This is a genomic window from Enterobacter sp. RHBSTW-00975 (assembly GCF_013615235.1).
Classification (GTDB): Bacteria; Pseudomonadota; Gammaproteobacteria; order Enterobacterales; family Enterobacteriaceae; genus Enterobacter; species Enterobacter ludwigii.
Map to the genome: position 1 here is coordinate 1,635,469 of NZ_CP055883.1, position 24,776 is coordinate 1,660,244.

A 24,776-nucleotide genomic window follows, 5' to 3' on the forward strand; every position below is an offset into this window, starting at 1 on the left:
TTGACTATCCGTGGATCCCGCCAAATCCGAAAACCCTGCGATAGCAATATCGCAGGGTTTTTTCGTTCTACAACTCAACCACCAGTTCCCTTGAATGGCTTCGCGAGCAGCACAGCGCCACCTGCTGGTCTGCCGCGCTTTTCTCCGCCTCCGACTGCACGCTATCCCGGTGATCCACTACGCCGTCGATAACCGGCGTCAGACAGGCGCCGCAAATCCCCATTTCACAGGAGAGGGGTACCGCCACGCCGTTTTCCAGCAGCACCTGCGCGATAGTTTTGTCCGCCGGCACTGGCCAGCGCTCGCCGGTTGATGCCAGCTTGACTGTAAAAATCTCGCCCGTTTCATTACAGTCGGCGGGCATAACGGGCTGGAATGCTTCGCTGTGAAGATTGCTCTCAGCCCAGCCTCTCGTGAGGGCGACCTGATACACTTTCTCCATAAAGCCTGCCGGCCCGCAGACCCAGGCGTGGAAACCGGGCGCTGGCGTGGGCATGTGCTCTGCCAGCGCAGTGCGCGGGCTGATGGTATGGATGACACACTCGCCGTGTTTAAATTGCATGAGTTCACGTGCAAACGCCGCGTTGCCATGCTCTTTAACGTAATAGTGCAGCGTAAACGGGGTGCCGGAAGCCTCCAGCAGCCGGGCCATCGCATACAAGGGCGTTATGCCTATCCCTGCCGCCAGCAGCAAGAAGCGTTCAGCCTTGTGCAGCGCAAACAGATTGCGCGGTGAGGAGATAAGCAGTTTCTGCCCCGGACGTAGCGTCTCGTGAACATAGCGTGACCCGCCGCGCGAGGCGGCTTCACGTCCTACGCAAATAAGATAGCTCTCGCTGTCGCTTGCCCCGGTCAGCGAATACTGGCGAACCAGCCCGCAGGGCAGATGCACGTCAATGTGCGCCCCGGGCTGCCAGCCTGGCAGGGCTTCACCGCATTCTGACACCAGCCTGACGGCGAGACTCTTATCCCCCTCACGCCAGAGACCGTCGGCAATAACGCTTAACATTTCGCTCATCACGTTCCTCCGTCACACCAGGAAAAACTCGCCGAAGCCCATCTTTTTCAGCCCCCGGCGGTAGGCAATCGAGCTTTTATCCGCAGGGATATGGGCTTCCAGAGTCAGATCCAGCGGCAGGCTTTCCGGGCGCTGCGTCTCAACCATCAGGCGGTCTTCTTCAAAAATACGCAAATTGAAGGCGTGCACTTCCTCTACCGGAATATGCAGGTCAAAGTTGCGCGCGATAGGGGCGAACATGCGGGTTACCCGTGAAGAGACGGGTGAGGCGGCGTTCATGATCACCAGCCTGGCTTCCCCCGGGAAATGGATCGTCAGCGTGGCGGTAAACGGTAAATGCATTTCAAAATGACGCAGCCACTGGAAGCCTTCCGGCGCCTGGACATCGGAGCTGGCGGGGTAGTTGCTCACCGAGCTCCAGTAATCGGCAACAAAGCCAAACGGCGTCTCCTGGGGCTGATAATGGGGAACCAGCGGATTATTGGGGTCAGCAAAGGTGTCAGTGTGGATCCAGGCAAAATGCGCCACGTCCAGAAACCCTTCCACCTGACGGCCGGCGAAGCCATTCACTTCAAACGCCGGGCAGTTGATCTGCTGAAATCCGTCGTTATCCCAGTGCGGCATGGTGGGCAGCGGCATTGGGTTATCCGGATCAAACGCCAGGCAGGTCCAGATCAACCCAAAGCGCTCCTCCACGGCATAGTTAATCAGGTTAAGCTTCGCGGGAACCGGCTGGTCAGGGCTGGACGGAATGCGGTTGCAGCGTCCATCTTCACCAAAGCGTAAGCCATGATAAGGGCAGATAATCCCGTGTTCATCGTGAAAGCCCAGCGTTAGCGGTACGCCGCGGTGCGGGCAAACGTCCCGGGCGACCACAACCTGGTCTTTGACGCGGTAGATAACCAGTTGTTCGTCGAGCAGGGTGGCTTTGACCGGTGCCGCGCCGATGTCGCAGGCGCGAGCAACCGGGTGCCAGCATTTTGCCAGACGCAGCCAGTCCTCTGGCTCAAACGTACAATGGGCGGGTGGAGTCGGTTGTATTTTCATGGTTGTCCCTCTCGCGTTCAGCCTAAAGGCCCGGCTTGAATGGTGTCGCACAGACCGTTAATGATGCGCTCTCCGGTCTCTTCTTTGAGCTCCTGGTACCAGGCCCGGGTCAATGCCATGTCTTTACCATGCGTGATATCACAGCGTTTACGGGCCTTAAGCACCAGGTCGCGGACCCGGTCACAGCGCAGCGCTTCGTACTGCCGCAACGCCAGTGCGATGTTGTGGTTCTCGCGCAGGCAGTTACCCAGCACCACGGCGTCCTCCATCGCCGCGCATCCGCCCTGGCCGATATCCGGCGTGGTGCTGTGCGCGGCATCGCCAAGAAGCGCCACGTTGCCGCGCACCAGGGTGTCGAACGGTTCAATGTCGTGGATTTCGATACGGTTGGTGGTCTCGGGATCCAGCGCGGCGATGAGCTTCTGCACCGGTGGCGCCCAGCCGCGGAAGTAGCCCGTGAGATCGGCGCGAAGGGTAGTGCGATCTTCCGCCAGCCCGAGGGGGAGCGGAACATCAAAAAAGAAATAGAAGCGTCCGCCGGCGACGGGCATCAGCGAAACGCGCTTGCCCTCGCCGACGAAGGTGGTCCACTGGTGCGCAGGGGCAATCTCTTCATCAATCTTCACCAGCCCGTTCCAGTTGACGTAACCGGCGTAGCGGCGCTCAGGCGTATAGCCCAGCACATACGGGCGAACCGCGGAGTGACTGCCATCGGCGGCAATCAGGAAATCCCCCGTCGCGGTAGTACCGTCGGTGAAGGTGACGGTGACGCCAGCCGCGTCCTCATGGACGCTTTCAACGCGTTTGCCGAACTGAACGTTCTCGTGCCCCCAGAAGTTCAGCATTTCGCGCTGCAGTTCCGTACGCGACACGGGGCAGGGGCGACCGCCCGTGCGCTCGACCAGCGGGGCAAGGCTAAAGCGGGTGAGGGTATCGCCTCGCCGGTGATCCTTATAGGCCATAAAGCGCATAGGGCCGCCGTAGGTCTCGATGATGTCGCCCATCCCGAGGTGCTGCATGCATTTCACCCCATTGGGCCAGATGGAGATGGCCGCACCGACGGGCTTCATCTCTTTCACGGCCTCAAACACGGTACAGTCGATTCCCGCCTTCTTCAGCGCTACAGCGGCGCTCAGGCCGCCAATGCCCGCGCCAATAACGATTGCTCTCATGCTTCTCTCCTTTTGCAGGGTATAAAAAGGGAAGAGCAATTTGCGTACCAGGCTGCAGAGTGGCGAAAAGCGCGTTGTATGGGGTGGTTTTGCACTGCTAAGGTGCGCAAACGCGGTGAGAATGCCTTTTTATGAATCAATAATTTCCTGTTGTGCGATCCGGAATCGACTGTTTCATGGGGGGTGGCAAGAGTGGCGTAGTTTGTGCAAAGCGATAAAACGACGATATGACGGGAGTGAGTATGATTGCACTGCAAACTTTTAATCAACTGAGCCACGAAGAGGCGCTCGCGCGGTTGCAGCCCTGCGTGGCGTTGCCCGACTGGGCCAATGCGCTGGTGCAGGGGCGGCCCTATTTACACCGCAAAGCACTGTTCGACGCCGCCCTGACACTGGCGCAAACCTGGGATGAAACGGCGCTTACGCAGGCCCTGAATGCGCACCCGCGAATTGGTGAGAAACCGACGGGAGCCCGGGCGGAGGCGGTGCTTTCGCGCCAGGAGCAGGGTGCCGTCGACAACCGCGACAGGCAGCTGGCACAGGCACTGCAGGAAGGGAACGCTCGCTACGAGGCCCGTTTTGGACGCGTGTTTTTGATCCGCGCGAAAGGCCGTAGCGGTGAGGAGATTTTACGCGCCCTCAACGCCCGGCTGGAAAACAGCGATGCGCAGGAGGTACAGGCCGCACTGGAACAGCTGCGGGAAATTACGCTGCTTCGGCTGGAAGGAGTCATTGACGAATGAGTACGTTAAGCACACATATTCTTGATATTTCGACGGGAAAACCTGCGCAGGGCGTAAGGGTTTATCTTGAGCAGGACGGCGTCGTATTGGCCACTGCTTTCACTAACGCCCAGGGGCGCATCACCGCGTTTATCCCTTTCCTGCCTGCAGGACGTTACCGGCTGGTGGCCGAGATAGGGGCTTGGTTCACCGAAACCGGCCGCGACACGCTTTACCCCTGCGCGCAGATCGATTTTGTGACGGGAGAAACGGCAGACGAGCACTTCCACCTGCCGTTTGTGATTGCGCCGGGCGGGTGGTCAACCTACCGCGGCAGTTGACCACACCTGCACACCGTTGACCCAGGTCTCGCTAATATTGCGCTCGTCGCCCAGGGTCATCAGCACAAACAGCTGCTCATAAATGTCCTGACAGCGCCGGTTACGCAGGCGCTGTAGCGGCGTAACGGCCGGGTCGATGACGATAAAATCGGCCTCTTTGCCGGGGGCGAAATTGCCAATCTTATCGTCCAGCCTCAGGGCGTGAGCGCCGCCCAGCGTGGCGTGATAAAACGCTTCGCTGGCGCGCAGGCGGTAGCTCTGCAGCTGACCCACCTTGTACGCCTCCCCGAGGGTGCGCAGCATGCTGAAGGTGGTTCCGGCACCCACATCGGTGCCAATGCCCATACGCACCTGGTGTTGCCAGCAGGCGGGTAAGCGGAACAGTCCGCTGCCAAGAAACAGGTTCGAGGTGGGGCAAAACGCCACCGCCGAGCCGGTATCGTGCAGACAGCGCCACTCGCTCTCATGGAGGTGGATCCCATGGGCAAACACGCTGCGTTCGCCGGTCAGCCCGTAATGATGATACACATCCAAATAACGTTCATGTTCCGGCCACAGATCGCTCACCCAGGCCACTTCATTTGGGTTTTCGCTCAGATGGGTCTGCATCCACGTGTCGGGAAACTCCTCTCTGAGCAGGCTGACCGCGGCCAGCAGTTCCGGTGAGGAGGTCGGGGCAAAGCGTGGCGTAATGGCGTAGCCCAACCGTCCACGGTGGTGCCAGCGCTGGATCAACTCGCGCGTCTGCCGGTAGCTCTCTTTCGCGGTTTCACTCAGGTAGTCAGGCGTGTGGCGGTCCATCATCACCTTCCCGGCGATAAGGCGCATGTTAAGGCGCAGGGCCTCGGTGAACAGCGCCTCGACCGATTCAGGATGCAGCGTACAAAACACCAGCGCGGTGGTGGTGCCGTGGCTGACCAGTTGGTTGATGAAAAACGCCGCAATCTCTTTCGCATAGGCCTCATCGGCAAACTGGCTTTCTACCGGGAACGTGTAGGTGGTCAGCCACTCCAGCAGTTGCTCACCAAAAGCGCCAATTATCTCCGTCTGCGGGTAATGGACGTGGGTATCGACAAAACCCGGGAGCAGCAGTTTGCCGCGCAGGTCGGTGTACCCTTTATAGGGATCAAGATACTGCTCGCCCTCCTGCCAGGCCATCTGCGCCAGAATTTTGCCGTCATGGATGAACAGCAGCCCGTCTTCAAGGTATCGCGCCTGTTGGGCGATAACGTCTGCACTGTCGCAGACCCGGGCAATATCAAAAAATGCACCGCGGATCGCAGTCTGGTAGTCCATCATGATTCCTGCCTTAGTGTTTGCGTAGCGGGGTGATGAGACTGAGCAAAAACGGTGCCAGAATGAAAAAGGCCGCAGAGGAACTGCGGCCCGGAGGAAGGGTCACTCTTTTTGCGTCGCCACGCGGGGGCTGAACGACGAGGCGCCTGCCGCTTCACGCTCTTCCCGCGCCAGCCAGCGGTAGATGACCCCGCCCAGGAAGACGCCGATAAACCAGCTAAAGTTTGCCACTTCATGCAGGGAGGGAATAAAGCTTATCACCAGTCCAACGGCAACGGATGGCACCAGCGCGCCGATGGCTTTCGGGTTGAAACCGTTGCGATACCAGTATTTGCCTTTTGGCGTGTCATCAAACAGATCGTCTACGGAGACCTTGCCGCGCTTAATCAGGTAAAAATCGGCAATCAGAATCCCGAACAGCGGGCCAATAAACGCCCCGAGCACGTCCAGAGTGTAGTGGATAAGCTCCGGCGAGTTAAACAGGTTCCACGGGGTTAACAGGATAGAGCCGACGGCGGCGATCATCCCCCCGGTACGGAAGCTGATTTTTTGCGGTGAACAGTTAGAGAAATCAAACGCCGGGGAGACGAAGTTCGCCACGATGTTGATCCCGATGGTGGCGGTGATCATGGTCAGCAAGCCAATGGCCACGGCCAGATCGTTGCCCACACGGCTGACGGTTTCAATCGGGTCAGTGATCATGCGGCCAAACAGCGATTGCGTACCCGACACAATCACCACGGTAACGATGGAGAACAGCAGGAAGTTAAACGGCAGGCCCCAGCGGTTACCGCGGCGGATCTCCCCCATGCTTTTACCGTAGCGGGAGAAGTCACCAAAATTGAGCAACGGGCCGGAGAAGTAAGAGACCACCAGCGCCGTGGCGGTGATCATCTGCCAGGTCTGCTCACCGGCGCTCAGGGATTTACTGGCGAGGGTAAAGGAGATGCCGTCAAAACCGGTCTTGTATACAATCCATCCCGCCAGCGCCAGCATCACCACGTAGACCGCCGGACCGGCGATATCAATAAAGCGCTTAATGGCGCTCATGCCGTGCCAGAAGACCATCGCCTGCAGCACCCACATGATAGCGAAACAGATCCAGCCAAGATGCGACAGGCCCAGGAACGAACCGGTGGTGAGCGTCGCGAGTGAAGGCCAGAACTTAAGCGCCACCAGCATCAGCGCGTTGGCGGCCAGGTAGGTCTGAATACCGTACCACGCGAAAGCAATCAGCCCGCGGATCACCGCCGGAATATTGGCCCCGAAAACGCCAAATGCCTGACGGCAAATCACCGCGTAGGGTACGCCTGCCATCTGGCTCGGTTTCGCCACCAGGTTGGCGCACAACTGCACAATGCAAATCCCTATCAGCAGGCAGAGCAAAACCTGCCAGCTTGCCAGCCCGAGCGTAAAGAAGCTCGCGGCAACAACATAACCCCCCATGCTGTGGACGTCCGACATCCAGAAAGAAAAGATGTTGTACCAGCTCCAGTTCTGGTCACGCGTCGGTGCCAGATCCTCATTGCAAAGCCGTGGGCTGTAAACCGCACCGGAATCAGCGGCCGTACCGTGCTGCGCGTTTTGTCTGTTTGGCATGAAACCTGCTCCTGTGAATGAAAACCCGTTAAGTGGGAGTGCAGACGGTGTTGCAGGATCCAGGCCAAAATAATAAATCTTGTATGCAATATTTTATTTTTATGTATACGATTCGATAGCGAAAAGTAAAAATCGGAGTGGTGAATGAACAACATAAACAGCCTGCAGACCGCGCCAGACCTGCATGACAAAGATGAATCCATCTTTCAGGCGCTGATGACCGCGATAGTCGAACATCAGTTGCTCCCGGGAAGTAAATTGCCTGAAGAGGCGCTGGCTGAGGTCTTCGGCGTGAGCCGCACCGGTATTCGCAAGGTGCTGCAACGACTCGCCGCTGTGCAAATGGTCACCTTAACGCCCAAACGTGGTGCACACGTGGCCAGCCCGACGGTAGAAGAGGCGCAGCAGATCTTCCGCACGCGCGCTCTGCTTGAGGTGGCTAACCTGCCGGACGTGCTGGCCCACTGTCAGCCGCCGCATCTGGCTGCACTGGAAGGGATTATTCGCCAGGAGCAGCAGGCGCACGAGGCGTATGACGGTCCCGCCGCAATCCGCCACTCCGCCAATTTCCATATTCAGCTTCAGGCCATTTCAGGAAATCAGGTGCTGACAGAGATGGTGACCGGACTGAGCCAGCGGTCGTCGCTGGTGATCGCAGCCTGGGGCGCGCCGTGGCGTCAGGGCTGCCGCTGCAATGACCACGAGCAACTGGTGGAACTCTTGCGTCAGAAGGCGCTCCAGCCCCTGAGTGAGGCCTTAATGCACCATTTTGAACATATTGTCGCCAGCCTCTGTTTCGAACGGGCCGGTGAGTGCCTGCCTGATTTTGCCCGGCTGTTCGCCAGCCACAAGGAGTCGTAATGTCGTCTGTTTGTATACAAGTGATTAACCCCAACACCAGCCTCGCGATGACGGAAACCATCGGCGCCGCAGCCCGCGCGGTAGCAGCACCGGGAACGGAGATCCTCGCCGTCTGCCCGAGCGCAGGTGTGCCCTCGATAGAAGGTCATTTTGATGAGGCCATCGCCGCCGTGGGCGTTCTCGAACAGATAAAACGCGGACGGCAACAGGGTGTGGATGGACACGTGATTGCCTGCTTTGGTGACCCCGGCCTGCTGGCGGCGCGCGAGCTGGCGCAGGGGCCGGTCATCGGTATCGCAGAAGCTGCGATGCATATGGCCACGCTGGTGGCAACACGCTTTTCTGTTGTGACCACGCTGCCGCGCACGCGGATTATCGCCCGTCATCTTTTGCACCAGTATGGTTTCCAGGACCACTGTGCAGCCCTGCATGCCATCGATCTGCCGGTGCTGGCACTGGAAGACGGTAGCGGCCTGGCTCAGGAGAAGGTGCGCGCGCGCTGCATCCAGGCGCTGAAAGAAGATGGCTGCGGCGCGATTGTGCTCGGCTGCGGTGGAATGGCGACGCTGGCGCAAGAGCTGACGCGCGAGCTGCACGTGCCGGTGATCGACGGCGTCAGCGCGGCGGTGAAAATGGTCGAGTCGCTGGTGGCGCTGGGGCTGTCAACCAGCAAGCACGGGGACCTGGCTTTCCCGGAGAAAAAAGCGTTGAGCGGACACTTTCAGGCACTGAATCCATTTTAATTGAGGGGGTGATAATGGCGCTTTTTAACGAGGATTATCCGCGGGACTTACGCGGCTATGGAGGCAAGCCGCCGCACGCGCAGTGGCCGAACCAGGCGCGCATCGCCGTGCAGTTTGTACTCAATTATGAAGAAGGGGCGGAAAACCACGTGCTGCACGGTGATGCCGGCTCAGAACAATTCCTCTCGGACATCATCGGTGCGGCCAGTTATCCGGACAGACACATGTCGATGGACTCTCTCTATGAATACGGCAGCCGCGCCGGGTTCTGGCGGATCCATAACGAATTCTGCAAGCGTGGCCTGCCGCTGACGGTCTTTGGCGTGGCAATGGCGCTGGCGCGACATCCCGATATCGTCGACGCCATCAAAGCAGCTGATTACGACGTGGTTAGCCACGGCTGGCGCTGGATCCACTATCAAAGTATGGATATCAACCAGGAACGCGAGCACCTGCACAAGGCGGTGCATGTCCTGACTGACCTGTTTGGCAAACCGCCTGCCGGCTGGTACACCGGGCGTGACAGCCCAAACACCCGCCAGCTGGTAGTGGAGCATGGGGGCTTTGACTATGACAGCGACTACTATGGCGATGATTTACCGTTCTGGACGCAAGTGACGTGCAGCGACGGCACGCGCAAACCCCACCTTATTGTGCCGTATACGCTGGATGCCAACGACATGCGCTTCGCGACCGCGCAGGGGTTCAACACCGCCGAGCAGTTTTATACCTACCTGAAAGACAGCTTTGACGTGTTGTACGAAGAAGGGGAACGTGCGCCGAAGATGATGTCCATCGGCATGCATTGCCGTCTGCTGGGGCGTCCGGGGCGTTTTCGTGCACTCCAGCGGTTCCTCGATTACCTTGCGCAGCACGATCGGGTATGGGTCTGTACCCGCCAGCAGATAGCCGATCACTGGCGTGAGGTGCACCCGTTTCAACAATAACGGTCCAGCAGTGCGCCGGGGGGCGGTGACGCCTGTCCCGGCCTGCTGCTTATCTGATGGGAAAAGCGCTACCGGGCAGGGTTATTAACATTACGCCATTACGCTCACCTGCGCCGCCACAATCCGCCAGCCGTACGGGAAGCGTACCCATGTCTGCTGCTGGCGGCCAATCCGCTCCGTTCCTTCGCGGGTGAATTCGGTGCTACACACGGCGTAATCCTCTCCGAAGGTGGTGATTACCGTATGGCGCAACGTCCTTTGCAGGCCCGCGGACGGGCGCGCCGCCCGAAAGGCGCGGATTTCCTCAATGCCGTACAGGTTTTCGCCCGCACCGAGACGCACCGTGTTTTTGTCGTGCCAGAACAGCTCATCCAGCACCGGAATGTTGTTGCTTACCAGCGCATCTTCATAGCGGTAAAAGGCTGCGGTCACTTCTGCAACGACCCACGGAAGGTTAATGTCATCGTGATTTATCATGGTGCCATCTCCGCTGGCCGGGCATCGGTTATTCCGCTTGCTTCCAGCACCCGCGCCACACGCAGGCAGGCTTGCTCGTTAAACGGCGCGGCGATCAACTGCAGGCCAACAGGTGCGCCCTGAGCGGTGCGCAGCGGGACGGTGGTAACGGGTAAACCTAAAAACGAAATCGGCTGCGTCAGCATGCCCATGCTGGCGCGAACCGGTAAAGGTTGGCCGTTGATCTCCATGATCTCTTCGCCAATTTGCGTTGCACTGCGCGGCGTGGCCGGGGCGATCAGCACGTCGGCCTGCGCAAACAACGCTTTAAACGCCTGTCGGGCCTGCGTGCGAAAACGCTGGGCCTGAATATACCAGGCAGAAGGGATCATCGCGCCGGCCAGAAGCCGTTCGCGCGAATGGGGTTCAAAACGCCCGGGCTCGCGGCGAAGCGCGGGCAGGTACTGATTTCCGCCTTCCGAGGCGCTGATGATAAACGCTGCGGAGCGGGCCAGCTCGGCATCGGGGAATTGCAGCGTTTCCTGCACGTCGAGAGCTTTTGCCACCCGCGCCACGGCGTCTCGCATGTCGCTGTCGCACCAGGTACTGAAATAGCCGCCGAGCACCGCGCAGCGCAAACCATCCAGACCGCGGTCGAGCAGGGGCCGGGTCTGCTCCCGGGAGCTCTCCGCCTGAAATCCGTCGCTGGTATCCCGACCCTGCAGTGCATCGTACACCGACGCCAGATCGCTCACGCGACGGGCAAACGGCCCGATGTGATCCAGACTGGCGACAAACGGATGGCTGCCGGCGCGTGACAGACGACCAAAAGTGGGCTTAAGACCGTATATTCCGCACAGGGAGGCCGGTACGCGAATCGACCCGTTGGTGTCGGTACCGAGCGAAAAATGAACCAGTCCGGCAGCGACCGCGGCGGCAGAACCGCCGGACGATCCTCCGGCAATGCGCGTCACATCGTGCGGGTTACGCGTTGCGCCGTAGTAACTGTTTTCCGTCGTAAAGCCGTAGGCGTAGGCATCCATGTTGACCATCCCCGACAATAAGCCTCCGGCACTGCGCAGCTGGCGTACCGCAAAGCTGTCAGCGGTGGCGGGGGGGCGCTGGCTGAACAGCTCTGCACCGGCAAGGGTCGTATGCCCGGCGACGTCGAACAGGTTTTTCACCGCGTAGGGAATACCTGCCAGCGGCGGCAGAGGGCGTTTCTCCCGACGCAGGGTGTCGATATTCTCGGCTTCGGCCAGCATGCGTTCTTCCGTGACGGTGGTCCAGGCGTTGATATGGGGATTGATGCGCGTAATGGCTTCCAGCGTCTGGCGGGCGATGTCATGAGCGCTCAGGTCGCCTGCACTCAGCGCCTGCTGGATCTCACTGATACTCATCTCGTGTAGCGTCATGCTTTGTATACTCCTGCGATCTCCAGATGGTCATCAAGCGGCAGTGCCATCAGCGGGCCGGCCATCGCCGCGATACGGCAGAACTGCACATGGAGTTCTGCCCGGCGGGCGTCATCCAGCTCAACGCCCAGCACGGACTCCATTTGCGTCAGATAGGCATGCCAGTCAGGTTGTGTGGTATTCATCAGTCTCTCCTTAAAATCCGGCGGCGGCGCCGTTGCTGCGCGGGTCAAATGCCCCTTCAAACAGCCCGTTAGGATGGCGAACAATCGCACCCGCGTGGCCCATGGCTTCGCTGAATGCCGGGAAGCACTCCACGTCGTGGCCCAGCGCCTGCAAGCGCGCGACGGTCTGCGGCGTAAAGCGGCCTTCCACCTTCAGGGTGTCGGACGTCTGTCCCCAGGTGCGCCCCAGTAACCAGCGCGGGCGGGCGATGCTCTCCTGCAGCGGTACCCCCTGCACCACATAGCGGGTAAACAGGGTGGCCTGAGTTTGCGGCTGGCCGTCACCGCCCATCGAGCCGTAGACCATGACGCGTCCGTCATGCAGACGCGCGGCTGCCGGGTTCAGGGTGTGGAACGGTTGTTTTCCTGGCGCAAGCGCCAGCAGGTGACGGGGATTGAGGCTGAATGAGGCTCCCCGGTTTTGCCAGACGATGCCGGTATCAGGCAGGACCACGCCGCTGCCGAACTCGTGATAAATGCTCTGGATAAACGACACGGCAAGACCGCTGTTATCCATCACCCCCATCCAGACCGTATCACCAGGGCCTTTGCCGCAGCCCCACGGTGCGGCCTGGTTATCATCGACCTGGTCGGCGAGGGTGGCCAGTGCGGCAGGATCCAGCAGACTCTGGATATCGGTTTTCAGCTCGCGCGGGTCGGTGATATGGGCATCGCGCAGACCAAACGCCAGTTTGGTGGCCTCCACAATGCGGTGAACGGTGGTCGCTTCGTCAGCATCGGCCATGGACAGGCGGTCGGTTATCCCGAGGATCGCCAGCGACACCAGCCCCTGCGTTGGCGGCGCAAGGTTCCACACTTCGCCTTGCTGATGCTGTAATTTCAGCGGCGTGGTGCGCCGGGCGACATGCGCGTTTAGGTCAGCCAGGGTGATGGGCAGCCCCAGCGTTGCCATGCCCCGGGCCAGACGCTCCGCCAGCGGGCCGCGATAAAAACTGTCCAGACCGTCTTTTGCGAGGAGCGAGAGCGTGGAGGCCAGCGCCGGTTGATAAAACCGGCTGCCGACCTGCGGCGGTTTGCCGTCCGTCAGCCAGGTCTCCGCGAAGCCGGGCAGGTCCTTCAGTTCATCCAGCTTACTGGCCGTGGCGGCGGCCTGAGACGCGGTCACCGGCGTGCCGTTTCGGGCATAGTCAATGGCGTCTGCCAGCAGGCGATTCAGGGGAAGAGCGGTGCCCGTCAGCGTGCGCGAAACCTTCAGTGCTTCGTCCCAGCCGCTCACCGTTCCCGCCACGGTCAGCGCCGCACGAGGCCCGCGATGGGGGATCTGAGAGACATCGTCATAGGCGGCTAGCGTCGCCAGTGAGCCAGCTGCGCCGCTGGCGTCAATGGCGACCGGTTCGCCGTCAGGCGGCACGATAAGCCAGAAACCGTCCCCACCGAGACCGTTCATGTGCGGGTAAACCACGGCAATGGTTGCGGCGGCGGCGACCATTGCCTCAATCGCGCTACCGCCTTCGCGCAGAATGGCCAGGGCGCTCTGGCTGGCAAGATGGTGGGGCGCCACGGCCATTCCGTGTACGGAGACATTACTTTGCATGGAGAGTCCTCATAACCCAAAAGTCACAAGGTGCTGCAAAAGCTGTTCCAGTTATGAATGAAAAGTTTCACGTCAGTCGTAACATAACGTTTTAAGAAGCTGGCATGCTTAATGAAAGGTATAGTGAGGTGAAACAAAAGTTACAGAGGCTTTATGGAACAGCTTGATGAACGTCTGAAAGCGCAATACGCGTCGTTGTCACCGCAGGAGCAACGGGTGGCTGATTTTATTTTTGATCATTTCGACGACCTCATTAGTTATAACAGCGCCGAGCTGGCGCAGCTGAGCGGGGTGTCGAAAGCCACGGTGAGCCGTCTGTTTAAGCGTCTGGGCTATGAGAAGTATAAAGAGATGCGCGACGAACTGCGCACGCTGCGCCAGAGCGGCATGCCGCTGACCGATAACCGCGATGCGGTGCAGGGCAACACTCTGCTGGCGCGGCATTATAAGCAGGAGATGGCAAACCTCACCCAGTGGGTCAACGCTCTGGATGCTCAGCAGTTTGCCGAGGCCATGGCCTCAATGGTGAAGGCGCGGCGGATTGTGATTATCGGGATGCGCAACGCCTATCCGGCGGCGCTGCACCTGCGCCAGCAGCTGTTGCAGGCGCGCGGGCAGGTGCTGCTGCTGCCGCAGCCGGGGCAGAGCCTGAGCGAGGAACTGGTCGATCTCACGCCCGACGATCTGGTGATTATGATGGCATTTCGCCGTCGCCCGCGGATCGTTCGGCCGCTGTTGCAGCAGCTTCAGCACAGCGGTATTCCGGTTCTGCTGATGTGTGAGCCGCAGGCGCACAGCCTGTTTCCGCTGACCAGCTGGCAGCTCTGCGCCCCGCTGGACAGCGTCTCGGCGTACGACAGCTACTCGTCGGTCAACAGTCTGATCAACCTGCTGGCTAACGCCTTCCTGCATGAAATCCTCGATAAAGGCCGTCCCCGGATCCACGATATCGCCTCCCTGTATCAGCAGCTGGACGAACTGGAACAGCGATAATGGGGCATCAGGCTGGTGCTTTGCATTAAAATAGTGCAGAAAAGCGGGGCGGAAAAGGGAGGCCTTTTCCGCCCCGCTCTCGTTATATCAGGCCTTCAGAGAAAATTTCCCGTTTCGCTTCATCTGGCACATTAGTTGCAAAATCCAATTCAAAGAATCTTTTGTTTCATGTTAACGTTACGGGGAAGCACCATGAAAAAGTTATTGATTGCACTGACCGGGGCCGTCTGTCTGTTTGCAAACCTGCCAGCAAAAGCTGACCAGCTTCAGGATATTGAGAAACGCGGCACTCTTCGTATCGCCGTCCCGCAGGATTTTCCTCCGTTTGGTTCGGTCGGGACCGATCTCCAGCCGCAGGGCTACGACATTGACATGGCGCGCTATCTGGCAAAACAGATGAAGCTCAAGCTGCAGCTGGTGCCGGTGACCAGTGCCAACCGCGTGCCGTATCTGCAAACCGATAAGGTGGACCTGGTGATCTCAAGCCTCGGTAAAAACGCCGAGCGTGAAAAGGTGATTGATTTTAGCCGTGCCTATGCGCCGTTCTTCCTCGGCGTGTTCGGCCCGAAAGGGGCTGAGCTGAAAGATGCTGCTCAACTGAGTGGAAAAACCATTGGCGTGACGCGCGGCGCGGTGGAGGACATGGTGCTGACCAGCCTTGCGCCGAAAGATGCAGACGTCAAACGCTACGAAGACAATAACACCACGCTGTCGGCTTACCTGTCCGGTCAGGTCCAGTACGTGGCGACAGGCAATCTGGTCGTGGCGGCGATTTCCCGCCAGAACGCCGCCAAAGCCCCGGTTCCGAGCTTTATGCTGAAGGACTCGCCGTGCTTTATCGGGCTGAAGAAAAACGAACCGGCGCTGAAAGCGAAAGTTGATGCGGTGATTGAGCAGGGAATTAAAGACGGCACCCTGAATAGCCTCTCTGAGCAGTGGCTGAAAGCGCCGTTGCCGGCAAGCCTGGGCGTGTAAGGCGATGACAGAGCAACTCCATTTCTCTGCGCTCTGGCCGTACTGGCCGGCGCTGCTGGCAGGGCTATGGGTCACCATTCAACTGACGGTGATGGCAACCCTCGGCGGGCTGGCGATCGGTATTTTCGGGGCGGCGATTCGCAGCGGCCGGACGACGTGGTTCAGCAGGATCTGGGGCGGCTACGTGGAGATTATCCGCAACACGCCCTTTGTCGTGCAGCTGTTTTTCATTGTGTTCGGTCTGCCGAATCTGGGGCTGAAGATGACGGCGGGCGAAGCGGCGCTGCTGGCAATGGTCGTCAACCTGGGTGCGTACAGCACGGAGATTGTCCGTGCTGGTATTCAGGTTACGCCCAAAGGACAGTGGGAGGCCGGCCGCGTGCTGGGGCTTACCCGCCTGCAAACGTTTATACGCGTGGTGCTGCCACCGGCACTGCAGCGTATTTATCCGGCGCTGGTCAGCCAGTGCATTATCGTTATGCTCGGTTCGTCGGTGGTGTCGCAGGTCTCCTATGAAGAGCTGACTTTTGCCGCCAACCTGATTCAGTCAAGAACGTTCCTGAGCTTTGAGGTCTATCTGGTGACCACCGGAATTTACCTGGTGCTGTCAATTACCCTGCGCCAGCTAATGATGGCGGCAGGACGGAAGTGGCTGGGGGTACAGGCATGATGACCACCTTTACCGACTGGGACATTATTCGCAATCTGCTGCTCGCCGGACGCTGGACGGTGCTGCTATCGCTGGTGGCGTTTGTCGGCGGGGCGGCGGTAACGCTGCCGCTGTTGCTGTTGCGCCTCACGGGTGGGCGTACGGTAAAACGTCTTATCCGCGGCTATATCGAACTGTTTCAGGGCACGCCGCTGCTGATGCAACTGTTCCTGGCCTTCTTCGGCGTGGCGCTGTTGGGTATCGATGTTTCGCCGTGGACCGCTGCGTCGCTGGCCCTGACGTTCTACACCAGCGCCTTTTTGCTTGATATCTGGTTTGGCAGTATTCGTGCGCTGCCGAAAGGGCAGTGGGAGGCGTCGCGCTGTCTGGGGCTGACCTTCGGCCAGACGCTGTTTCGCGTGGTGGCTCCCCAGGCGTTACGCATCGCCATCGCCCCAACGGTGGGGTTCGCCGTGCAGGTGATTAAGGGGACCGCGCTGGCATCCATTATCGGTTTTATCGAGCTGACCAAGGCCGGGACGATGCTGACCAACGTGACCTATCAGCCGTTTAAAGTCTTTGCGCTGGTGGCGCTCGGCTACTTCATTCTGTGTTATCCGCTGTCGCGCTACAGCCGTTATCTGGAGACTAAATTCAATGCCTCTCATCACCATTAATCAGGTGCAGAAGTACTACGGCGATAACCACGTGCTCAAGGGCGTGGATCTGGACATCGACATGGGCCAGGTTATTTCAATTATCGGGCGCAGCGGTTCGGGTAAAAGCACGCTGTTGCGCTGCATTAACGGCCTCGAAGGGTATCAGGACGGCAGCATCAAGCTCGGCGGCATGACCATTACCGACCGGGATTCCCAGGCGCGTGAAATCAGCCGCTCGGTCGGCATGGTATTTCAGAACTTCAACCTTTTCCCGCACATGACGGCGATGGAAAACGTGATGCTCGCGCCACGTCGGGTGCTGAAGAAAAGCGCAGCAGAATGTCAGGCACTGGCGCAGCGCATGCTGGAGAAAGTCGGGCTGGGTGACCGTCTGGATTACTACCCGTCAAGCCTCTCCGGCGGCCAGCAGCAGCGCGTGGCGATTGCCCGTGCTCTGGCGATGTCGCCTAAAGTTTTACTCTGTGACGAGATAACTTCCGCGCTCGACCCGGAACTGGTGGGCGAAGTGCTCAAGGTGCTGGAACAACTGGCCGCTGAGGGGATGACGCTGATCCTGGTGACCCATGAAATGAATTTTGCCCGCGAAGTGGGCGACCGCGTGGTGTTTATGCATCAGGGGCGCGTCTGGGAGCAGGGCGACAGCAAAACGCTGTTCGCTAACCCACAGACCACTGAGCTTAAACAGTTTATCTCCTCCGTGCGCGGCCTCAATTAACTAAGGACTTAAAAATGGATATCGCTCAATTTCCGCAAATCAATCCGCCACAACGTCTGCTGATGGGGCCGGGGCCGATCAACGCCGATCCGCGCGTGCTGCGTGCCATGTCGAGCCAGCTTATCGGCCAGTACGATCCGGCGATGACCCACTACATGAACGACGTCATGGCTCTCTACCGCGGCGTGTTCCGCACGGAAAACCGCTGGACGATGCTGGTGGACGGCACCTCCCGCGCGGGGATTGAAGCGATTCTGGTATCGGCCATTCGTCCGGGGGACAAAGTGCTGGTGCCCGTTTTTGGTCGCTTCGGCCATCTGCTGTGCGAAATTGCCCGCCGCTGCCGCGCAGAGGTCCACACCATCGAGGTACCGTGGGGCGAGGTGTTCACACCGGATCGGGTGGAAGATGCCATTAAACGCGTGCGTCCGCGCCTGCTGTTAACCGTGCAGGGGGATACGTCCACCACCATGCTGCAGCCGCTTGCGGAACTCGGGGCAATCTGCCGTCGTTACGATGTCCTGTTTTATACCGATGCTACCGCGTCGCTCGGCGGCAACGCCCTGGAGACCGATGCCTGGGGGCTGGATGCGGTCTCGGCGGGGATGCAGAAATGTCTTGGCGGTCCCTCCGGCACCTCGCCTGTTACCCTGAGCCCACGGATGGAAGAGGCAATCCGTCGCCGCAAATGCATCGAAGAGGGGATCCGTACCGATGCCCATCGCGACGGCGACGAGGAGATGATTTACTCCAACTATTTCGACCTCGGCATGGTGATGGATTACTGGGGACCCGAGCGTCTGAACCACCACACCGAAGCGACCACCGCGCTGTTTGGCGCCCGCGAATGTGCCCGCCTGATTCTGCAGGAAGGGCTGGATAACGGTATCGCCCGCCACAAGCTGCACGGGGATGCGCTGCTGAAAGGTATTCAGGCGATGGGACTCGAGACCTTCGGCGACCTCAGGCACAAGATGAACAACGTGCTGGGCGTGCTTATCCCTCAGGGCGTAAACGGTGACCAGGTGCGTAAACTGATGCTGGAGGATTTCGGCATTGAAATCGGTACTTCGTTTGGTCCGCTGCACGGCAAAGTGTGGCGTATTGGCACCATGGGCTATAACGCGCGTAAAGACTGCGTGATGACCACCCTGAGTGCGCTGGAGTCGGTACTGAACTACCTGAAGTTTTCCACTACGCAGGGTGCTGCGATGCAGGCTGCGTGGGATCATTACCGCACTGAGACGGCGCTATGAATCACGCGACACGCCAGCAGGCGGCAGAACGTGTGATGGCCCGCGCCGATGCGCTGGCCGCCATCAGCGAAACCCAGGATTCTCTTACCCGCGTGTATCTCTCTGCCCAGCATCTGCAGGCTAACCAGCTGGTCGGGCAGTGGATGAACCAGGCGGGCATGACCGTCTGGCAGGACAGCGTGGGGAATATCTGCGGACGTTATGAAGGCGAGCAGGAGGGCGCACCGGCGGTGTTGCTTGGCTCGCATCTGGATACCGTGCGCAATGCCGGGCGCTACGACGGGATGCTGGGGGTGCTGACGGCCATTGAAGTCGTTGACAGCCTGCATCAGCAGGGAAAACGGCTGGCGCAGGCCGTTGAGATTGTCGGCTTTTGCGATGAAGAGGGTACCCGCTTTGGTATCACGCTGTTGGGCAGCCGCGCGCTGACGGGCACCTGGCCTGTGGGCTGGCTCGACACGTGCGATGCCAGAGGTATCAGCGTGGCGCAGGCGATGGTACAGGCAGGGTTAGATCCCAGCCGTGTCGCGATGGCCGCGCGACGCCCGGATGATTTCAGCGCCTGTCTGGAACTGCATATTGAACAAGGACCGTGTCTGGAACAGGCCGGTCTGGCGCTGGGCGTGGTTGAAGCCATTAACGGCGCGCGTCGTCTGAACTGCCGCTTCACCGGTGAGGCCGGCCACGCCGGGACCGTGCCGATGGCGCATCGTAAGGACGCGCTGGCCGCCGCCGCCGAATGGATGGTGCTGATTGAAAACACCACCCGTCAGCACGGCGGCAACCTGGTGGCCACGGTGGGTGAGTTGCGCTGTCTGCCTGGTGCGGTAAACGTCATCCCCGGCGAGGTCGCGCTCTCGTTAGATATTCGCGGCCCGCAGGATGCGCCGCTTGACCTTCTGCTTACTGCACTGCTGACGCAGGCGCAGGCAATAGCGGCCCGTCGCGGAATACATTTTGCAGCCGACGAATTTTACCGAATCGCCGCCACGCCATGCGATACACGTCTGCAGGCGCTGCTGGCGGAGGCTGTAGAATCGGTGCAGGGGAAGACATTATCGCTGCCGAGCGGTGCCGGTCATGACACCATCGCCCTGGCGGAGCGCTGGCCGGTAGGGATGTTGTTTGTGCGGTGTAAGGGAGGCGTCAGCCACCATCCGGCGGAATCGGTGATGGCTGAGGATGTCGCGCTGGCGATTGATGCCTTTACGCGTGCGGTAACGCGTCTGGCGGGTTAAGCGACTGAGCGTACCGCTTCATCGATGTCGGCACTCACCCGCACATCCTGCTCGTCAAACACCATGCAGTGGCGATCGTCAAAAGCCACATCAATTTGCTGCCACGGTGCGAATTTCACATCGCCCGGCAGCAAAATCTTCACATTGTCGTGGCCGTAGCACTGACCAAAGAGGTAGGTGTTATTGCCCAGACGCTCAACCACTTCACAGTTAAACGTCAGCCGCGTGCCGTGGCGGAGATCGGTGGTTAAATGTTCCGGACGGATGCCCAGCGTCACCGGGCTGCCTGCGTTCAACGGTGTGGTGGTCAGGGCCAGTGTGAGTGTCTTCTGCTGGGATAATCTCACCGTCAGCTCACCCGGTTGCCAGGCCTCTACCGTTGCCGGCAGGAAATTCATCTTCGGCGAGCCGATAAACCCGGCCACGAACTTGTTCGCCGGTTTGTAGTAGAGTTCCATCGGCGCGCCCATCTGCTCAACCTTTCCGTAGTTCATCACCACAATTTTATCAGCCAGGGTCATCGCTTCTATCTGGTCGTGGGTGACATACACCATGGTGGTTTTCAGTTCCTGGTGCAGACGGGCAAGATGCAGACGCATCTCCACGCGCAGCTCGGCATCCAGGTTGGAGAGCGGTTCGTCGAACATAAAGACCCGCGGATTACGCACGATGGCGCGGCCAATAGCCACACGCTGGCGCTGGCCGCCGGAAAGCTGCTTAGGTTTGCGATCCAGAAGGTGGGAAAGCTGCAGCGTTTTGGCCACCATCTCGACCTGATGGCGGATCTGATCTTTCGGCACCTTATTGACCTTCAGGCCGTAGCCCATGTTTTCGGCCACCGTCATATGTGGGTAGAGCGCATAGGACTGAAACACCATCGCCACGCCGCGGTGGGAGGGGGCAACGTCGTTCATCACCTCGTCACCAATTAACACTTCCCCTTCGCTAATGTCCTCCAGTCCGGCAATCATGCGCAGCATTGTCGATTTACCGCAGCCGGAAGGACCGACAAAGACGGCAAACTCACCGTCTTCAATCTCAAGATTCACGTTGTGCAAGGTTACGGTGTCGCCAAAGCGTTTGGTGACATTCCTCAATTGTATGTTCGACATCTGTATTCCCCGAGTAAACCGCCGCGTATGTATTACGTATAACAATTATTTGCTACATGGCTGGACGGTGCAATTTGTCTGCTCTGACTATAACTTCCAGTATTCACGCACCCTATACTGATATTCCATTAATGTTATGACGATCACACAACTTACAGTTTTTTGTAGAGTTATCATGATGCGAAGGGTAGCGTATACCAAACCAAAGGCATTTGATGTTATACGTTGTACGCCAGTGTTAGTCGGTTTTCTGGCGAAGGTGTATGGCGGTGAAATGCAATAACAACCATAAAATTGTTATACCTTCACATGAGGTTGATAATGAAAAAGAACATACTGGCTGCTCTGATCCTCTCTACGCTCGCGGTGCAGGCTTATGCCACCACGCAGCTTAACGTCTGGGAAGACATCAAAAAGTCGTCCGGCATTAAAGACGCGGTCGCCGATTTCGAAAAGCAGTACGACGTTAAGGTTAACCTGCAGGAGATGCCCTACGCGCAGCAGCTGGAAAAACTGCGCCTCGACGGCCCGGCAGGAATTGGCCCGGACGTGCTGGTCATTCCCAATGATCAACTGGGCGGCGCGGTTGTGCAAGGGCTGTTGACCCCCCTGAATCTGGAGGCGAAGCAGACCGCACAGTACACGCCGGCGTCCATTAATGCCTTCAAAATGGATAACACCCTTTACGGTGTGCCGAAAGCGGTTGAGACGCTGGTGCTGATTTACAACAAAGACCTGATCGCGAAGCCGCTCAACTCACTTCAGGACTGGTATGACTTTTCTAAACAGCAGCGCGCCAAAAACCAGTACGGCCTGCTCGCCAAGTTCGACCAGATTTACTACAGCTGGGGGGCCATCTCCCCGATGGGCGGGTACATCTTCGGTAAAAATGATAAAGGCGGTTATAACGCCAGCGACGTGGGCCTGAACAAGCCGGGCGCGGTAGACGCGGTCACCTACCTGAAAAAATTCTATGCCGATGACGTATTCCCGGCGGGGATCATTGGCGATAACGGTCTGAACGCGATCGATTCTCTGTTTACCGAGAAAAAAGCGGCAGCCGTCATCAACGGTCCGTGGGCGTTCCAGCCGTATGAAGCGGCGGGCATTAACTACGGCGTTGCGCCGCTGCCGACGCTGCCGGACGGTAAGCCAATGAGTTCATTCCTGGGCGTGAAGGGCTATGTCGTCTCTACCTGGAGCAAAGACAAAGCCATGGCGCAGAAATTTATCGAATTTATCAACCAGCCGCAGTACGTCAAAACGCGCTATATCGCGACGCGTGAAATTCCGCCGCTGACCGCAATGATTGACGATCCGCTCATTAAGAACGACGAGAAAGCCAGCGCGGTTGCCGTGCAGGCCGCACGGGCGACAGCGATGCCGGGCATTCCGGAAATGGGTGAAGTCTGGGCTCCGGCGAACGCGGCCCTCGAGCTGAGCCTGACCGGTAAACAGGATCCGAAAGCCGCGCTCGACAGCGCAGAAAAACAGGTTCAGATGCAAATCGAAGCCATGCAGGCCAGCAACCAGTAGTTTTCTGACGTCGCAGAACGGGAGGGTGTCTCTCCCGTTTTTTGAAAGGAGTTGTTTGTGAGTATCATCCCGGAACATTTTGCCAAACCGCGCGTGGCCGGGCGTCACGCCTGGACCAGCCTGCTGCTGGCGGTCATTCCCGGCTTCGGTCAGTTTTACCACCGTCAGTGGCTGAAAGGGGTCATCTTCCTGGTGCTGCTTGCCAGTTTTATCGGCGTATTTGCTGATTTTCTGCGCGAAGGGCTGTGGGGACTGGTGACGCTGGGTGAGGAGGTGCCGCGCGACAACTCCATCTTCCTGCTGGCGGAGGGGATCATCAGCGTGTTAATCGCTGCGTTCGGCGTGATGGTGTATTACCTGTCGATGCGTGACGCGTGGGTCAATGGCCTGAAACGTGACGAAGGGTTGCAGCTTAACAGCGTGCGTAAACAGTATCAGATGCTATTGAGCGACGGCTTCCCGTATCTGATGATCACCCCGGGCTTTATCCTGCTGGTGTTTGTGGTGGTGTTTCCCATTTTGTTCGGGTTTGCCATCGCCTTTACCAACTACAACCTCTACCACACGCCGCCGGCTAAGCTGGTTGACTGGGTCGGGTTTAAGAACTTCATCAATATCTTTACGCTCTCTATCTGGCGCTCCACCTTCTTCGACGTGCTGCAGTGGACGGTGGTCTGGACGCTGCTCGCTACCACGCTGCAGTGTACGGTGGGCGTACTGCTGGCGATTCTGGTGAACCAGAAAGATTTACGCTTTAAGCCGCTGATCCGCACCATCTTTATTTTGCCGTGGGCGGTGCCGGGCTTTGTCACCATCCTGGTTTTCGCCGGGATGTTTAATGACTCGTTCGGGGTGATTAACAACGCCATTCTGGCCTTCTTTGGGATTGCGCCTAAAGCCTGGATGACCGATCCGTTCTGGACCAAAACGGCGCTGATCATGATGCAAACCTGGCTTGGTTTCCCGTTTGTTTTCGCCATGACCACCGGCGTGCTGCAGGCCATTCCTGATGACCTGTATGAAGCGGCTACCATGGACGGCGCCAGCAGCTGGACCCGGTTGCGGACCATTACGCTGCCGCTGGTGCTCTACGCCATAGCGCCGATCCTGATTACGCAATACACCTTCAACTTCAATAATTTCAACATCATCTATCTGTTCAATAACGGCGGACCGGCGGTGGTGGGGTCGAATGCGGGCGGCACCGACATTCTGGTGTCGTGGATCTACAAACTGACGATGTCATCTTCGCAATATGCCATTGCGGCGACCATCACCATCCTGCTGTCTGTTTTTGTCGTCGGCCTGGCGCTATGGCAGTTCCGCGCCACCAAATCTTTCAAAAATGACGACATGGCGTAAGGGACGTAACAATGGCTAAATCACAAAGTATTAAACGTGAGAAATGGGTCCGCCTTTCACTCTCCTGGCTGGTTATTGTGCTGGTGTCGGTCATCATCATTTACCCGCTGGTGTGGACGGTGGGCGCCTCACTCAACGCGGGCAACAGCCTGTTAAGCTCCTCTGTTATTCCACAGAACCTGTCGTTCCAGCATTATGCCGACCTGTTTAATGGTCAGGTGAACTACATGACGTGGTACTGGAACTCGATGAAAATCAGCTTCCTGACCATGGTGTTGACCTTAATCAGCGTTAGCTTTACCGCCTATGCCTTCTCGCGTTTTCGCTTTAAGGGGCGGCAGAACGGACTGATGCTCTTCCTGCTGCTGCAGATGATCCCGCAGTTCTCGGCGCTGATTGCCATCTTCGTGCTCTCGCAGCTGTTGGGCTTAATCAACAGCCATCTGGCGCTGGTGCTGATTTACGTTGGCGGCATGATCCCAATGAACACCTATCTGATGAAGGGCTACCTGGACGCCATTCCTAAGGATCTGGATGAGTCCGCGCGCATGGACGGAGCCAGTAACTTCCGCATCTTCATCGAGATCATCATGCCGCTTTCCAAACCCATTGTGGCGGTGGTGGCGCTGTTCTCCTTCACCGGGCCGCTGGGGGATTTCATTCTCTCCAGCACCATTTTGCGCACCCCGGACAAATACACCTTACCCATCGGGCTTTATAACCTGGTGGCGCAAAAAATGGGTGCCAGTTACACCACCTACGCGGCAGGCGCGGTGCTGATTGCGGTGCCGGTCGCGATCCTCTATCTGGCCTTACAAAAATACTTCGTCTCCGGTCTGACCTCCGGGAGTACTAAGGGATAAC

The 24,776-nt window shown here is 58.6% G+C and carries 24 protein-coding genes and 1 pseudogene; 15 read left to right on the plus strand and 10 right to left on the minus strand.

The annotated features are described in order from the left end of the window. Positions 1-67: 67 nt before the first annotated feature. From HV340_RS07795 to hpxO, 3 genes are read right to left on the minus strand one after another with little or no spacing between them, the layout of a single operon-like run. Positions 68-1,018, minus strand: coding sequence for a PDR/VanB family oxidoreductase (locus tag HV340_RS07795; protein ID WP_181216417.1), 951 nt, complete (start codon positions 1,016-1,018; stop codon positions 68-70). A gap of 12 nt (positions 1,019-1,030) precedes the next feature. Further along, complete coding sequence (gene hpxD, locus HV340_RS07800; RefSeq protein WP_032677828.1) at positions 1,031-2,065, minus strand: molybdenum cofactor-independent xanthine hydroxylase subunit HpxD; 1,035 nt, start codon at positions 2,063-2,065, stop codon at positions 1,031-1,033. Positions 2,066-2,082: 17 nt separating this feature from the next. Further along, positions 2,083-3,237 (minus strand): FAD-dependent urate hydroxylase HpxO, encoded by a 1,155-nt coding sequence (gene hpxO / locus HV340_RS07805; protein WP_063925116.1) that lies wholly within the window; start codon positions 3,235-3,237, stop codon positions 2,083-2,085. A 242-nt stretch (positions 3,238-3,479) separates the two neighbouring features. Here hpxO and uraD point away from each other — a divergent pair, with 242 nt between their 5' ends. Continuing rightward, positions 3,480-3,980, plus strand: coding sequence for a 2-oxo-4-hydroxy-4-carboxy-5-ureidoimidazoline decarboxylase (uraD, locus tag HV340_RS07810; protein ID WP_063925115.1), 501 nt, complete (start codon positions 3,480-3,482; stop codon positions 3,978-3,980). Continuing rightward, entirely contained in the window at positions 3,977-4,300 is a 324-nt protein-coding gene (gene uraH / locus HV340_RS07815; RefSeq protein ID WP_014169459.1) for a hydroxyisourate hydrolase, read from the plus strand. Before uraD ends, uraH begins: the two co-directional genes overlap by 4 nt. Here uraH and guaD read toward each other — a convergent pair. Continuing rightward, positions 4,280-5,599 (minus strand): guanine deaminase, encoded by a 1,320-nt coding sequence (gene guaD, locus HV340_RS07820; protein ID WP_063925114.1) that lies wholly within the window; start codon positions 5,597-5,599, stop codon positions 4,280-4,282. The two genes, uraH and guaD, sit on opposite strands and share 21 nt — an antisense overlap. Positions 5,600-5,698: 99 nt before the next feature. Continuing rightward, positions 5,699-7,195, minus strand: a complete 1,497-nt coding sequence (locus tag HV340_RS07825; protein WP_163387433.1) for an NCS1 family nucleobase:cation symporter-1 — start codon at positions 7,193-7,195, stop codon at positions 5,699-5,701. 144 nt (positions 7,196-7,339) lie between these two features. On the opposite strand from HV340_RS07825, the gene HV340_RS07830 reads away from it, so the two are divergent. The 3 genes and pseudogenes from HV340_RS07830 to puuE all read left to right on the plus strand — a co-directional run bounded on the left by HV340_RS07830 (position 7,340) and on the right by puuE (position 9,746). Next, complete coding sequence (locus HV340_RS07830) at positions 7,340-8,056, plus strand: GntR family transcriptional regulator (RefSeq protein WP_020884746.1); 717 nt, start codon at positions 7,340-7,342, stop codon at positions 8,054-8,056. Then, a pseudogene (locus tag HV340_RS07835) lies at positions 8,056-8,798 on the plus strand (aspartate/glutamate racemase family protein); the annotation flags it as partial. The gene HV340_RS07830 and the pseudogene HV340_RS07835, both read left to right, overlap by 1 nt. Positions 8,799-8,813: 15 nt before the next feature. Further along, positions 8,814-9,746: an allantoinase PuuE gene (puuE, locus tag HV340_RS07840; RefSeq protein WP_181216418.1), complete on the plus strand. Its 933-nt coding sequence runs from the start codon at positions 8,814-8,816 to the stop codon at positions 9,744-9,746. Positions 9,747-9,836: 90 nt separating this feature from the next. On the opposite strand, the gene hpxZ is transcribed toward puuE, so the two are convergent. The 4 genes from hpxZ to hpxW are packed head-to-tail and all read right to left on the minus strand — an operon-like array spanning position 9,837 to position 13,396. Continuing rightward, positions 9,837-10,223: an oxalurate catabolism protein HpxZ gene (gene hpxZ / locus HV340_RS07845; RefSeq protein WP_032677834.1), complete on the minus strand. Its 387-nt coding sequence runs from the start codon at positions 10,221-10,223 to the stop codon at positions 9,837-9,839. Then, on the minus strand, positions 10,220-11,617 hold the full coding sequence (locus HV340_RS07850) for an AtzE family amidohydrolase (protein ID WP_050736610.1): 1,398 nt from the start codon (positions 11,615-11,617) through the stop codon (positions 10,220-10,222). Before HV340_RS07850 ends, hpxZ begins: the two co-directional genes overlap by 4 nt. Further along, positions 11,614-11,802 carry an oxalurate catabolism protein HpxX gene (gene hpxX, locus HV340_RS07855; RefSeq protein WP_063925113.1) on the minus strand — a complete coding sequence of 63 codons (189 nt, stop codon included), beginning with the start codon at positions 11,800-11,802 and terminating at the stop codon, positions 11,614-11,616. Before hpxX ends, HV340_RS07850 begins: the two co-directional genes overlap by 4 nt. Before the next feature lie 10 nt (positions 11,803-11,812). Further along, positions 11,813-13,396, minus strand: a complete 1,584-nt coding sequence (gene hpxW / locus HV340_RS07860) for an oxamate amidohydrolase (RefSeq protein ID WP_063925112.1) — start codon at positions 13,394-13,396, stop codon at positions 11,813-11,815. Between the two features lie 153 nt (positions 13,397-13,549). Between hpxW and hpxU the strand changes: the two genes are divergently transcribed. The 7 genes from hpxU to hpxK all read left to right on the plus strand — a co-directional run bounded on the left by hpxU (position 13,550) and on the right by hpxK (position 19,902). Continuing rightward, on the plus strand, positions 13,550-14,389 hold the full coding sequence (hpxU, locus tag HV340_RS07865; RefSeq protein WP_020884740.1) for a MurR/RpiR family transcriptional regulator HpxU: 840 nt from the start codon (positions 13,550-13,552) through the stop codon (positions 14,387-14,389). 192 nt (positions 14,390-14,581) lie between these two features. After that, positions 14,582-15,364 carry a transporter substrate-binding domain-containing protein gene (locus HV340_RS07870; protein WP_020884739.1) on the plus strand — a complete coding sequence of 261 codons (783 nt, stop codon included), beginning with the start codon at positions 14,582-14,584 and terminating at the stop codon, positions 15,362-15,364. A gap of 4 nt (positions 15,365-15,368) precedes the next feature. Continuing rightward, on the plus strand, positions 15,369-16,034 hold the full coding sequence (locus HV340_RS07875) for an amino acid ABC transporter permease (RefSeq protein WP_014169471.1): 666 nt from the start codon (positions 15,369-15,371) through the stop codon (positions 16,032-16,034). Further along, positions 16,034-16,690: an amino acid ABC transporter permease gene (locus HV340_RS07880; RefSeq protein WP_025204495.1), complete on the plus strand. Its 657-nt coding sequence runs from the start codon at positions 16,034-16,036 to the stop codon at positions 16,688-16,690. Before HV340_RS07875 ends, HV340_RS07880 begins: the two co-directional genes overlap by 1 nt. Further along, complete coding sequence (locus HV340_RS07885) at positions 16,671-17,408, plus strand: amino acid ABC transporter ATP-binding protein (protein WP_032677837.1); 738 nt, start codon at positions 16,671-16,673, stop codon at positions 17,406-17,408. Before HV340_RS07880 ends, HV340_RS07885 begins: the two co-directional genes overlap by 20 nt. Positions 17,409-17,422: 14 nt before the next feature. Beyond that, on the plus strand, positions 17,423-18,664 hold the full coding sequence (locus HV340_RS07890) for an alanine--glyoxylate aminotransferase family protein (protein WP_014169474.1): 1,242 nt from the start codon (positions 17,423-17,425) through the stop codon (positions 18,662-18,664). Then, positions 18,661-19,902, plus strand: a complete 1,242-nt coding sequence (gene hpxK, locus HV340_RS07895; protein ID WP_181216419.1) for an allantoate amidohydrolase — start codon at positions 18,661-18,663, stop codon at positions 19,900-19,902. Before HV340_RS07890 ends, hpxK begins: the two co-directional genes overlap by 4 nt. On the opposite strand, the gene HV340_RS07900 is transcribed toward hpxK, so the two are convergent. Further along, positions 19,899-21,014 carry an ABC transporter ATP-binding protein gene (locus HV340_RS07900; RefSeq protein WP_020884735.1) on the minus strand — a complete coding sequence of 372 codons (1,116 nt, stop codon included), beginning with the start codon at positions 21,012-21,014 and terminating at the stop codon, positions 19,899-19,901. The two genes, hpxK and HV340_RS07900, sit on opposite strands and share 4 nt — an antisense overlap. Before the next feature lie 321 nt (positions 21,015-21,335). On the opposite strand from HV340_RS07900, the gene HV340_RS07905 reads away from it, so the two are divergent. The 3 genes from HV340_RS07905 to HV340_RS07915 are packed head-to-tail and all read left to right on the plus strand — an operon-like array spanning position 21,336 to position 24,775. Further along, the gene (locus tag HV340_RS07905; RefSeq protein ID WP_181216420.1) at positions 21,336-22,550 is read left to right on the plus strand and encodes an extracellular solute-binding protein; all 1,215 of its coding nucleotides are present in this window, start codon (positions 21,336-21,338) and stop codon (positions 22,548-22,550) included. A 57-nt stretch (positions 22,551-22,607) separates the two neighbouring features. Further along, positions 22,608-23,912, plus strand: a complete 1,305-nt coding sequence (locus HV340_RS07910) for a sugar ABC transporter permease (RefSeq protein WP_020884733.1) — start codon at positions 22,608-22,610, stop codon at positions 23,910-23,912. An 11-nt stretch (positions 23,913-23,923) separates the two neighbouring features. Continuing rightward, entirely contained in the window at positions 23,924-24,775 is an 852-nt protein-coding gene (locus tag HV340_RS07915) for a sugar ABC transporter permease (RefSeq protein ID WP_014169479.1), read from the plus strand. The last annotated feature ends 1 nt before the right edge of the window (position 24,776 follow it).